Genomic DNA, 12,576 nt, shown 5'->3' with positions numbered 1-12,576 from the left:
GGTTGACTATGGCAAGACAAGCTCGTTATACCATTGTCATTGTAGGAGCAGGGACTGCTGGCATCTCTGTCGCCGCCCGTCTCGTCCGGGCTTCTAAAAAACTCAAAGGACAAATTGCCATCATTGACCCGCAAACAAAGCACTACTACCAGCCTTTGTGGACATTGGTTGGGGGCGGTGCAGCGAAGAAGGAAGAGTCCGAGCGAGATTTAGCTTCCTTAATTCCCGCTGGTGTCGACTTGATCGGCGATGCTGTAACGGAGTTTCGGCCGAATCAGAACACACTTCTTACAAAACAAGGAACGATCGTTTCCTATGATTATCTCGTGGCAGCAGCCGGTTTGCAAATCGATTGGGACGGGGTCAAAGGCTTGAAAGATGCGGTTGGAAAAAACGGGGTTTGCAGCAACTATTCATATCATACGGTAGACAGCACTTGGGAAAATATCCGCAATTTCAAAGGCGGAACCGCCATTTTCACTCATCCTGATTCTCCCGTGAAATGCGGGGGAGCTCCGCAAAAAATTATGTATTTAGCAGACGACTATTTTCGCAAGTCAAATGTTCGCAATCAATCGGACATGATTTTTGCATCGGCGAAATCAACCATTTTTGATGTCACCAAATACGCAAATGCGCTCGAAAAAGTCGTCCGGCGCAAGGATATCCAAACGATGTACAAGAGAAATCTAATCGAAATTCGGCCTGATTCAAAAGAAGCCTTGTTCGAAAACTTGGATACGGGAGAGCAGGAAGTATTAGCATATGATCTTCTTCATGTGACGCCGCCGATGAAAGCGCCTCTATTCATCAAAGAAAGCGCATTGGCGGATGCCGGCGGCTGGGTCGATGTTGATCCGTACACTCTGCAGCACAAAAAGTTTGCCAATGTTTTCGGAATTGGTGACTGTGCCAACCTGCCGACGTCCAAAACAGGAGCTGCAGTTCGTAAACAGGCTCCGGTTTTGGTGCGAAATCTGTTGTCCTTGATCAAAGGATTATCATTAGATGCAAAGTACGATGGATATACCTCGTGCCCCTTGGTTACAGGATACAACAAACTCGTGCTGGCCGAGTTTGACTATCACAAGGTGCCGCAAGAAACGTTTCCATTTGATCAGTCCAAGGAACGATTCAGCATGTACCTGTTAAAAAGAAGATTGCTGCCCATCATGTATTGGAATGGCATGTTAAAAGGACTGATGTGATGCGAACTCAAAAAAGGATATATTCCGATAAATGTTTCAAGAGGGGGAATACAACATGTTATTGCGCTATTTTTACGATGAAAAACTGGCCCATGCATCCTATCTGGTTGGCTGCCAAAAAACAGGGGAGGCAATTATCATTGATCCCGGCCGCAATCTGAAACCATATTTGCAAGCAGCCGAAGATGAAGGGCTAAACATCACAGCGGCCGCAGAAACCCATATTCACGCCGACTTTGTTTCCGGCGCTCGCGAACTCGGCGCTACACATCAAGCGAAACTGTATCTTTCCAATGAAGGAGACGCAGACTGGAAATACCAATATGTCGATGAATTGAACCATCAACTTGTAAAAGAGGGCGATCGCTTTTCCATCGGAAACCTGATGTTTGAGGTTATGCATACTCCCGGCCATACCCCGGAAAGCATTTCCTTCCTGTTGACGGACGGCGGAGGAAATGCGGATCGTCCTATCGGCATCTTTACAGGAGATTTCGTCTTTGTGGGCGACATCGGCAGACCCGATTTGCTCGAAAAAGCGGCGGGGATCAAAGGAACGTCAGAATCGGGGGCAAGAGAGATGTTCAAGTCCCTCGGAACGTTTAAACAACTCCCGGATTACTTGCAGGTTTGGCCGGCTCATGGCGCAGGCAGCGCTTGCGGCAAGGCATTGGGAGCCATTCCAACTACGACTGTCGGCTACGAAAAGATGTTTAACTGGGCAATGGCATACACCGATGAAGAAAAATTCGTTAAAGCCTTGCTTGACGGGCAACCTGAACCGCCAACGTATTTCGCTGTGATGAAACGAGTAAATAAAGAAGGCCCTCCATTGCTCAAAGATCTTTCTGCTGTTCCAGAGATTACGTCGATTGAACAAGTGAAAGAATTGCAGGGAAAAGAGCAGATTGTGGATACCCGCCCTTCCCGAGAATTTGCTGAAGGGCATATCAAAGGCACGATCAACATTCCATTCAACAAGGCGTTTACGAACTGGGCGGGCTGGCTCATCGACTACACTCGTCCTGTGTACTTCATAACGAATCCGGCCGAAGTGAACGAACTCCTGGAAGCGCTGCGCTCTGTGGGCATTGACAATGCGGCAGGGTTTATAGATCGTGACAAAATCCTGGCAAGCGGTGCTTTTTCACTTGAATCGTACGCGGAGATTACACCACCTGAAATCGCAAAATTAGTCGATGACGGATTCGTGCACGTGCTTGATGTTCGCAATCTGACTGAATGGCAGGAAGGTCATATTCCGAATGCCCAACACATCATGTTGGGAACGCTCCAAGAACGTCTGGATGACATTAGAAAAGACTGTCCGATCCTTGTGCAATGCCATTCCGGAGCCCGATCTGCAATAGGGGCCAGCATCCTGCAAGCTAACGGCGGTTTCAAACAAGTTTTGAGTTTGAGCGGCGGCATTGTCCAATGGCAGAAAGACGGTCTTGCCATTACAATCCCTTGCAGAGGATTTTAATGAAAGAAAATTTCTGTTCAAGCGCATGGAATAAAGAGTCAAGAGGCCGATATTGTCTTACTCCCGGCCTCTGACTGATATTATTTTCGCTTTTCCTTCTCCGTCCGATCAAACCTCTGAAACATTTTCCACAGCCCCGCTTCTTCGCGTTTTCTCTTCCTTCGAATCATGGCCGAAACGGCCGACGATGACTTTTTTCCGTCCAAGATGTCGAACATTCCTCTGGTATACAAAAAGCGTTTTATTGACTTTAGGAAATTGGTATTGACAAAAGTGTTGTGCAAAATAACCCCTTTTTATAAAATGTAAAGTAATTATTTGGATTTTCAAGGGGGAGAAGTGTGAAAAAGAAAATGTATGTTTTAATAGTACTGCTTTTTGCAGGTGGTTCTTTTGTGACTCCATATGACTTTGTCTCGGCTGAAGGGTTTGTAGAACATAAAACTGCCATTGACGATCTATATTACTCAGGGAAAAAGACAAGGGAAATTGTAAAGGATGGGCAGATGCATTTTACGCTGGAAACAACATACCATGAAAATGGAATCGTTGAAGCCATCGTTACGGAAAATAAACATACGACTCATATTCAATATAACCCTGCAACGGGCATGACCTTATTAAACGGTGTAATATTAGAATCAAAGAAAGAATTTGAAATGGGCTTATCAGCATACAAAGAAGTATACATGGGGACTGTAACAAATAACGTTCCGGCAGGCACTTTGGTTGGAGCGGCAATTTCTTTGACAAGTATATGGACCAGGGTTCCTGCGAGCAGAGTAAAACAAACAGTTTTAACCTTAACTTCATTAGCAGTAGGAGAGACACTTGATAAATTAATAAAGGTAAAAATCAAGCAATATAGAACTTCGAAGCCTGTGAAAGATGGAAGCATGTGTTACAAACAATATAAATATAAGCATAAGTCCACTTGGTACTATAAGAAAAAACAAAGTAAACAACAAAGCTCAAGCTGGTTTTTACAAAGTAAGCCCTGTTAAGGAGAGAGAAAATGAGCAAATGTCCGATATGCAGGAAACCGTTTACTTTTAGAGAAAAATATAAGCTTATTAGAACAAAAACGCCAACTTGCCCCAGATGTAAAAGTCCACTAAAGGAAACAACAGCTTCAAAATTGCTTTTTGGTTTAATTTTTATTTTGCCAATACTTTATTTTATGTCTTTTTGGAGCGGATGGAATTCAATAGTAAAGTGGTTCTCTCTTTTTATTTGGATTGTGTTTTGTTTATATATTTTGCAACCTGTACTTTATCGTTTTGATAAGACAAAAGCTTAAGATATTAGCTAAAGGAGAGAGAGTAAAACAACTCCCTAAAAAGGAGTTATTTTTTATTGGTGAATAACAATTGTTTTCATCTATTTTATTTTATTAATATTTGTTGACTTGTGTTCTTGTTTTAATAATCATAAATTTATTTTAAAACGGAGTGTTTTTACGTGAATGTAGAAGGTGTGGAATAAAAAAGAGCTTATAGGATGTTGTGTAGCCCAGCTTAAAAAGCTGGGACTTTGTGTTTATAGAATTAAAGGATTTTTTGGAGGAAAAAAGGGTAAATTACCTTTTTTAAATGATAGAATAGTATGTAATAGCATAAACAAGGAGGATTTTATGAAAAAGAAATTTTTATTTATTGGAGTGCCAATTGTGGCAATCCTTGCAATCATTTTATTTATTTTAGGGAGATCCCCTGAACCTTCAGATCTCGCAAAAGAATTTGAAGAAAAAATTAAACAAGAAGATGCTAAGGGATTATTGAAACTTGTTAAAGTTGACAATGGAACGAAGTGGGAAGAAAGGGAAGCCGAAAGTATAATCAAGTATTTAAAAGATGATGAGTCTGATTATAAAGATCAAATCATGCTATTGAATGCACAGGCCAGTTACTATGAGTCAGATGGAAAAGCCAATAATTTAATTTCGCAGCAATATCCTGGGGAAAGTATATCTAATATTGGTCCTTTTTATATCACAAAGGAGAAAGGGATTTTTGGGGGCGAAAAATACGTTTTAAAGGCCCGTGGTTATAAATTAGAAGTACATGCAGCTAAAGGAGCTAATGTTACTTTTAACGGTGAAACAATTGATATGCAAGGTAAGGATTCCAAGGAGCTAGGTGTTTTTGGACCAGGGGTATATACCATTAAAGGCAGCAAAAAGTATGATTATACAACGGTTGATGATAAAACGGAAGTGACGCTTTTTGATCCTGAAAAATTTGAGAAAACCGCCAGCCTTAATTTTAGCGGTGATACGGTTTCTGTAAACTCTGACATTCCGAATACAAAGGTACTTGTTGATGGGAAAGAATCAGGAGAGTCTATTTCCGAAAATATGGAGTTTGGCCCCGTAAAAGACGGAATTAAGCTCCAAGGAGTAGCTGAATTTCCATGGGGAGAAGGAAAAAGCGAGGCAGTCACAGTCCAATCAGACACTACGGAAGAATATAACCTTACACCTAATCCAATAGTCAACGATGATATGAGAGAAAAATTAAAATCGCAGATCAATGATTTTGCTAAGGATAGAAATGAAGCTAAAGTGAAAAAAGATGCAAATAAGCTCAAAAATGTTTCAGACAATTTGAAGAAAAGCTACATAGATGTGATTAAGAATTATGACAAAGAAAATTACTATGAAGGAAAAGCTTTGGGTACTCGCATTGACTTTTCTAAGGTGACTTACGAAAACGGCAGCGGGGGAAAACAGTTGATCCATATTCCTGTGGAATTTCATCTGAAATCGAGAGAGGTTTATGAATTTATGGATTCAGAGCTTGAAGAAAATTTCGATGAAGAAATCGTAACATTACAATATGATGAAGAGAAAAAAAGCTGGATTATCGAAGGTGAAAAAGATGACTATGAGTCATCGAATAATGATTATATGGCAAGCAAAGATGTAGCCAAAACAACTTTTTAAGATGATTAGCCCTTCATGATTGAAGGGCTAAATTCTTTTCTGCTTGTTTTTCTTTCTTAACCCTTTCCTTTTCTTCTCGATAAAACTCATGGAACACCTTCATTAAAGCGCGTTTTTCAATCCTAGAAACATAACTGCGTGAGATCCCGAGTTCCTTTACAATTTCTTTTTGTGTGTTTTTTTAAAAAAAAAATTAAGTCCAAACCTTCCGAATATAACTTGTTTTTCACGCTCATCTAAAATATTGATGTGTCTTTTTATTTTGTCTAATTCCAAATTTAACTGGATTGTGTCGATAACATCCTCATTTTCAGATTTCAGCACATTAATCAGTGAAATTTCATTTCCTTCTTGATCTTGGCCGAGGGGTTCGTGTAGTGAATCATCCTTTTGAGTTTTCAGATGTATCAGAATTTCGTTTTCTATACACAGTGCGGTACACTCTAACAAAGTATCGTGTTCTAGTTGCAACAAAGGAAGAAAAACCCCTTCTATTAGTTAGGATAAAAAAAGTTCTTTATTATAGTAGAAGGGGGAGGGCGTACTATTAAACTCTAAAAGAGTTCAGTTTTCCAAGACTTTTTAGGAGCGAAGAACCACAAATTCCAAAAGTCATCCTTTGATTTAACCGCATATCTGTAGATTGTTGTTGACTTTGAAGCGGATGGAGCACTTAAATAAAATTCATGATTTGGAGCCTTGTCATGTTTACCTGAAATGGATGCCATACTCTTCGTCAGCATGACATTATAACTGTAGTCAATCTTTGGATAATAGCTTCCGAATGGTATTCCAACTGCATGTGTTACAGTCCAATGGAGATAATCGCTTTTTTTACTAGTAATATGCAGCTTTATTCCAGAGCTACTGGCGGTTTTTCTTTCGATGACTTTTTTGCAGTCCGGGTCGCTACATCTTACAGATTGACTGACATCTTTAAACAGGGTTATGCTTGTCGGCGAATGAAATTGTGTATTAACCATCGACTGTGTTCTGTATTTACTTGATGTATCTGAAAAACCTCTATTATCCCCCTTTAAATATGTTTTTGAAATCTCTGGTTTAGGATCTGCAACAGTTTTGTAAGGAATGAAAGTTTTATAATCCCATGCCTTCATATTATCCTTTGGTAGCTTTCCTTGTATCGAAAAGTTTTCGTCAGTCGTTACATCAGCTAATACAGAATCTTTTGATTCTAAGTATGATTCTTTGTTTTCCGGCATATCTACAACTGCAGAGAGGGAACCTTCGACACTCATGATTTTAGATTTTTCTTCTTCTGAAAGGTTTGAACCCGATTCTTTTATCTTTTTCTCGATCTCTTTTATCTTTTTCTCGATCTCTTTTTTCTTTGCTTCAGGCGGGTCCAAACTAACTTGGATAGAGTAGTTGTATTTTTCACCTGATTTCACATGGTAGTCTATAAACTCTTGATTTGTTGTTTCACCTATTTTTTGATCGTCTCTATAAACCTCATATACTCCGTCTTTGTCAGGGAGTTCATCCCATGAAAGCTGAACGCTTTCAGCATCAGCTATAACATTTAAGTGACCGTTTTGAATTTGGTAAGCCATTAAATCTTCGGCATAAGATTCTTCAGATGAATTTAAAGCTTTTTCTCCTAAATCATTGGAGACGTTTAGAGTAACCACTTTCTTTAACTTATCTTTTTGAAAGATCCCTATTTTATATTTATCTCCAATCGTTGACACATCATCACTGTATTCGTTAGAATCACCTTCGTAAACTGGTGCGCCATTTTTGAAAAACTTGTATTCGTCTCCTTTTTCGTTTACCTTTAATGTAACATGTCCATTTTTTACTTTTGTTTCAATATCAGGGATCTCTTTCGCATAACCTTTAGGTATTGAACATAAACAAAGAAACAGAATTAGCAAGAAAGATAGAACAAAAAACTTTCTCATGGGAATTCCTCCGATCTTTGAAAAAATTGATTTCAAGAGAAAGGGAGTTTGATTAATGCGTATTTTTGGTGGGATTATTAGTTATTTATGTACAGTTGTTTTTTCAGTTGTATCAGCGGCAATTGTCTACACGTTGATGTTCTTAGAAGGGTTTGGTTTTTCGTCTTTTGGAGCGATAAGTTTGTTTATGTTTGTTGCTTATTTAATCTTTGCTACACCGATACAAATCTTTCTAAATCGCAAACCAAAAAAATTTCATGGATGGTATTTGTTGACTTACTTTATAGTTTCTCTTGTCGTTTGTGGGGTTTTAGCCTTATTGACTAATTACGGTCTGACTGCTTTTGTTTCGTATAAACTATATCTTTTTAGTTTTCTTTTGGCATTAATTTATTGGTTTTGGGACTCTGTTTTTAGACAAAAGAAATAGAGCACATAAGATTAAGTCAAATTTCACCCCTTTACTTTTTATTTGTGCGAGTCAATTGTACCATGAAAAATGATAATTTCAAGAAAATATACATATTTTTTCAAATTAAACCTTTTTTTGGTCGTTCATCTAGAAACATCACTTACTTAATAAGATACAACTAAACCAGCCAGCACCAACGATGAAAACAGCCACATCCTTATTAGGATATGGCTGTTCTCTTTTGTGCCTGCATAACGAGCAATCGTTATGAGACAGGAAAGATCATTTCTTGGTGGATATGTTGAACAAAGAACGAAAAAAGAAGATCGTCTTAAACAGGTTTTTCTCAAGATCGTTCAGTTGAAGGTCATAGTATAGTCGAAGAAAGAATTCTTGGAACTAGCAAAAAAGAAAGGATGAGATTGATGAAGGAATATTTTTCAATCGGGGAAACAGCCCGTCTAAATAACATTTCCATTCAAACATTACGCTATTATGATAAGATCGGAATTTTCAAGCCTCAATGCACAGACCGGGATAATGGCTATCGATATTACCATGTTAAACAGTTCTTTTATTTAGATGTTATAAAATATCTCAAATCTATTAAAACGCCGTTGGGAGAAATTAAGCGCATGATTTCACATACATGTACCCCCGAACTGATGCAAGCCTTTCTTGAGGAGCAAGAAAGCGTGATTGAGCGTGAGATGGAAAAACTCGAACGTGCCAGGCAATTGCTTCAAAGAAGAAAGAACCAGCTTCATGAACAATTGGAGATCCGCACTAAGAAAGAAGAAGGTCTGGTTTATGTTCGACATATAGGAAGCCAAACCATTTTAAAAGCAGGGGCACCTCAAGTGAATCCTCATGACCAATCAGATTTGTATTACCGAAAATTGGCTGAAGTTCTTGAAGAAAGAGGAGATATCGTTGATAACTATTATGGACTTATTTATGATTTAAAGCCTTATAAAGATTCCGGTGACATTTATTGCAACAGCGTTTATACGACGATTTATGATGGAGTAAAGATAGATACAGGGGAACAAAACATGAGGATAGATACAATCCCATCCGGCGAATATGTATGTATTTCATTTGATTGCACGGCAACAAATTATTTTGACTACTATCAAAAACTGTACCATTTTATTGAATCACATGGTATTCAAACGGATGGAAAAGTATATCAAGTTTCTTTTCCAAACAGCTATAACTCATTAAAAGAAGAAGACTTCCTCACAGAATTTAGAGTGCGGAAAAAATAACAATTTCCTTGACCCTATAGTTGCTATAGGGTTTATGATTTATGCATCGTTCTGATGAATATTCGAAAGGGAGGATGTATAAAAATGGCAGAAAATAAGACGCTTCGGTTACTCATGCCAAAAAGCCTGCTGGAAGCCCATTTATTAAATTCTAAACGAATGGTTCATCTGAAGAAGTACCTGGCGACTTAGATGTGTGCCTCTCAAATTTAATGAATCTAAAACAAAAGGAGCGATGAAGATGAGAGCACCGATAGATGAACCCATTTGGTACGCCTACCCTGGAATGGTAGCTGTCGTTACGGCTCAATATAAAGGTGAAAAAAACGCAATGGCTTCCGGGTGGCATACGTATATTGGATCTTCTCCCGGAATGTATGGGATATCGATAAATAAAGAGACATATACTTACAAATTGATTGAGAAAAGCGGCGTTTTCGGTGTGAATTTTCTTCCGGGGAGATGTTCGGAACTCATTCAAGCATTAGGCACCCATAGCGGCAGAGATTTAAATAAGTTTGAAGCATTTCATATTCAATACGAAGAAGGACTAAAAGCTGAGATACCGATTTTAACTGATGCGTATTTCGCTTATGAGTGTAAAGTACACAGTATTTCCACTTTGGGCGATCAAGAGTGGATTGCGGGAGAAGTTTTACAGAGATATCAAGATCAAGAGCTTTTCTTAAAAAATGGTATGCCGAATTTAGAGAAATTGGATGTTCCGCTTCATATTGGAGGGGCCAGCTATCGAATATTAAATAGTCAAGCAGAGGAGCGTCAACACGTTTTTTATCCCAAAACTGATTGAAACATTCAGGTTTCTCCGCATAGAGTAGAGGAAACCAATCAATGAATGTATCTGCAGCGGACTCCGCTGGAACTCATTGACTTATACGAAGTAAAAAAGAGACCAAAGACCGCAACGCTTCTCTTTAAGAAGGCTTTGCGGTCTTTTTATATTTCTAAGGCTCAATTCATTTTACCCTCCAAAAGGTATTTAAATTTCCATTTGCAGACTATCTGTTTTTGTTTTGGGAAAATTGCAAGTTAAAATTCATCTTCATTAATCCTATTATTAAGTTACTTTTGTTGTCTTAATTTCATAGGCATGATAAAATTCCAAATAACCAAACATCCTATGTTTGATAAATGCATTACAGGAGGATAGACACATGCTTCAGAAAACAAACCGGCAGACGCTGGTTGAGCAAGTCGCACTACAAATAGAAAGTATGATCGAATCTGGTAAGTGGGGTGTCGGGATGCGCATTCCTGCCGAGCCGGAGTTGATGAACGAGTTGAATGTTAGCCGCAATACATTAAGGGAAGCAATTCGGGCATTGATACATGCGGGACTCTTGAAGACGAAACAAGGTGACGGAACTTATGTCTGCTCTTCAAGTGCCTTGGGAGCCGTGTTGAAAAAACGCATTTTGCGATCAGATACGCTGCAAACATTAGAAGTTCGATATGCACTCGAACGAGAGGGAGCTCATCTTGCTGCACAACGCAGAACCGATGACGAGGCGCGCGACCTTCTTCTTCAGCTGGAACGCTGCGAGGCAGCGGCAGAACTCGGTGACATTGATAGCTTTGTAGCGGCCGATATTGATCTGCATCAAAATATTGTCAAGGCATCTCATAATGAAATATTGATTGAAATATACAGTCATATCGCCGAAGCGTTACAAGATTCGATTACAAGCCTGACCCGTTATGAAGTAGATGCGGATTTCTTGGAAATGCACCGTCAACTGGTCGAAGCGATTGTTGGTCAAAACGCTGCTCGTGCCGTGGAAGCAGTTCATCGCTATATCGGGGAATCGAAGGATGTTATTGCCGGTGAAGAGGGGGAGCGGCTATGAGCGTACAAAGTGGTACAAAGCCAACTGAGGCAAAGCTTTCGTTCTCATTGAGTTTGCCGATCATCATAGGCATTGTCCTTATTTCACTGACGATGCGGTCACCGCTGACATCGGTAGGTCCACTGGTAGGTTCGATTCGCGAGTCCCTTGGATTATCAAATACTGCGGCAGGCTTGCTCACGACATTGCCGTTGCTTGCTTTCTCGCTTCTTTCCCCCTTCGCACCTATCTTGGCGCGCCGCTTCGGGATGGAACGGATTATACTTTATGCATTGGTTCTGCTCATGATAGGTATCGCTGTCCGCTCTCTGTCCGCAACAGTTCCTTTGTTTGCAGGCACCGTTTTGCTTGGGCTTGCGATTGCGGTGTGCAACGTGCTAATTCCAGGTCTGGTTAAACGGGATTTTTCTCATAATGTCGGTTTGATGACAGGACTGTATTCAGTATCGATGAATTTATGCGGTGCGATAGCCTCCGGTGTAAGCGTCCCGCTCGCCCGCAATCTCGGTTTTGGCTGGAATGGCGCACTTGGAATCTGGGGTCTGCTCGCTCTGATAGCCGCACTATTCTGGTTTCCTAAAGCGCGGGCGAGTCACGCGTCAGCCGGAATAACAACTAGCGGTGCGTCGACGCGGCGAAGTCTGTGGCGTTCACCGTTGGCATGGATAATTACACTTTTTATGGGATTGCAGTCTTTGCTTTTCTATGTATTGATCGCTTGGTTACCTGAAGTCATGACAAGCCGGGGCTTGAATGAAGACAGCGCTGGCTGGATGCTATCGCTATTTCAATTTGCTTCGCTTCCCGTATCATTCATCGTACCAATCGTTGCGGGACGCATGAAGAACCAGCGTTTGCTGGTTGTCATCATGACTGTCCTGTTTTTTGTTTCATTAGGTGGCCTTTATTTTGGCAATAATGCACTTATTTTGTTCTGGACAATTTTACTCGGAATTGCTGGGGGATGTGCGTTCAGTTTGGCTATGATCTTTTTAAGCTTGCGGACGAAAGATGCCACCGATGCGGCTTCTTTGTCTGGTATGTCCCAATCTGTCGGATATTTGCTGGCTGCAACAGGACCGATCTTGTTTGGTTTGCTCCATGATGTCACGGCAAGCTGGAACCTCCCAATATTACTGTTGCTTATGGTCAGCATTCTGCTGTTCATATTCGGTCTGGGCGCGTCAAAAAATCAAACGGTATAAAGGGCTCTGTTTCAGCAAAACTCTTGCTGAAAGAGCTCATGAACTGCCCAGAATAAATAAAAATAAATTGAATTGGTGTAAGTCAAATCAATTGCAATAGCTAGGTTGAGGGCCTGGTGAAATAAAAGGGAAGCCGGAACTTATGGACCGGCTTCTTCTTCATTTCCCCTTCTTCCGCTTCTCCGCTGGTAAAGCTAATGAAATATCTACTGTAACTTAAGGAATGTTTAAGGGCGATCACAAGTAGATACTAGATC

At 40.2% G+C, this 12,576-nt stretch carries 10 protein-coding genes and 1 pseudogene; 9 read left to right on the top strand and 2 right to left on the bottom strand.

Going from position 1 to position 12,576, the window contains the following annotated elements; translation table 11 throughout:
* The first annotated feature begins 8 nt into the window (after positions 1-8).
* The 4 genes from MHB72_RS14765 to MHB72_RS14750 all read left to right on the top strand — a co-directional run bounded on the left by MHB72_RS14765 (position 9) and on the right by MHB72_RS14750 (position 5,638).
* Entirely contained in the window at positions 9-1,208 is a 1,200-nt protein-coding gene (locus tag MHB72_RS14765) for an NAD(P)/FAD-dependent oxidoreductase (RefSeq protein WP_216919971.1), read from the top strand.
* Positions 1,209-1,263: 55 nt separating this feature from the next.
* Positions 1,264-2,694, top strand: a complete 1,431-nt coding sequence (locus tag MHB72_RS14760) for an MBL fold metallo-hydrolase (RefSeq protein WP_216919973.1) — start codon at positions 1,264-1,266, stop codon at positions 2,692-2,694.
* A gap of 341 nt (positions 2,695-3,035) precedes the next feature.
* Positions 3,036-3,698, top strand: coding sequence for a hypothetical protein (locus tag MHB72_RS14755; protein WP_216919982.1), 663 nt, complete (start codon positions 3,036-3,038; stop codon positions 3,696-3,698).
* Between the two features lie 470 nt (positions 3,699-4,168).
* Entirely contained in the window at positions 4,169-5,638 is a 1,470-nt protein-coding gene (locus MHB72_RS14750) for a TcaA 3rd/4th domain-containing protein (RefSeq protein WP_340903154.1), read from the top strand.
* Positions 5,639-5,651: 13 nt separating this feature from the next.
* On the opposite strand, the pseudogene MHB72_RS14745 reads toward MHB72_RS14750, so the two are convergent.
* Positions 5,652-6,073: pseudogene (locus MHB72_RS14745) on the bottom strand (sigma factor-like helix-turn-helix DNA-binding protein); the annotation flags it as partial.
* 119 nt (positions 6,074-6,192) lie between these two features.
* Positions 6,193-7,563: a DUF3238 domain-containing protein gene (locus tag MHB72_RS14740; RefSeq protein ID WP_216919984.1), complete on the bottom strand. Its 1,371-nt coding sequence runs from the start codon at positions 7,561-7,563 to the stop codon at positions 6,193-6,195.
* A 55-nt stretch (positions 7,564-7,618) separates the two neighbouring features.
* Here MHB72_RS14740 and MHB72_RS14735 point away from each other — a divergent pair, with 55 nt between their 5' ends.
* The 5 genes from MHB72_RS14735 to MHB72_RS14715 all read left to right on the top strand — a co-directional run bounded on the left by MHB72_RS14735 (position 7,619) and on the right by MHB72_RS14715 (position 12,319).
* The gene (locus MHB72_RS14735) at positions 7,619-7,993 is read left to right on the top strand and encodes a UPF0715 family protein (protein ID WP_216919986.1); all 375 of its coding nucleotides are present in this window, start codon (positions 7,619-7,621) and stop codon (positions 7,991-7,993) included.
* 407 nt (positions 7,994-8,400) lie between these two features.
* The gene (locus MHB72_RS14730) at positions 8,401-9,246 is read left to right on the top strand and encodes a MerR family transcriptional regulator (protein WP_216919988.1); all 846 of its coding nucleotides are present in this window, start codon (positions 8,401-8,403) and stop codon (positions 9,244-9,246) included.
* A gap of 241 nt (positions 9,247-9,487) precedes the next feature.
* Positions 9,488-10,057, top strand: a complete 570-nt coding sequence (locus tag MHB72_RS14725; RefSeq protein WP_216919990.1) for a flavin reductase family protein — start codon at positions 9,488-9,490, stop codon at positions 10,055-10,057.
* 364 nt (positions 10,058-10,421) lie between these two features.
* A complete protein-coding gene (locus tag MHB72_RS14720; protein ID WP_105980233.1) occupies positions 10,422-11,114 on the top strand; it encodes a FadR/GntR family transcriptional regulator in 693 nt (230 codons plus the stop codon).
* Positions 11,111-12,319 carry a CynX/NimT family MFS transporter gene (locus MHB72_RS14715; RefSeq protein WP_216919992.1) on the top strand — a complete coding sequence of 403 codons (1,209 nt, stop codon included), beginning with the start codon at positions 11,111-11,113 and terminating at the stop codon, positions 12,317-12,319. The genes MHB72_RS14720 and MHB72_RS14715 overlap by 4 nt, the downstream gene beginning before the upstream one ends.
* The last annotated feature ends 257 nt before the right edge of the window (positions 12,320-12,576 follow it).

Source organism: Bacillus sp. FSL K6-1284 (assembly GCF_038002625.1).
Taxonomy (GTDB): domain Bacteria; phylum Bacillota; class Bacilli; order Bacillales; family Bacillaceae; genus Bacillus; species Bacillus paralicheniformis.
Note: the sequence above shows the minus strand (reverse complement) of the source record. Positions and strands in the feature narration are given on the sequence as shown.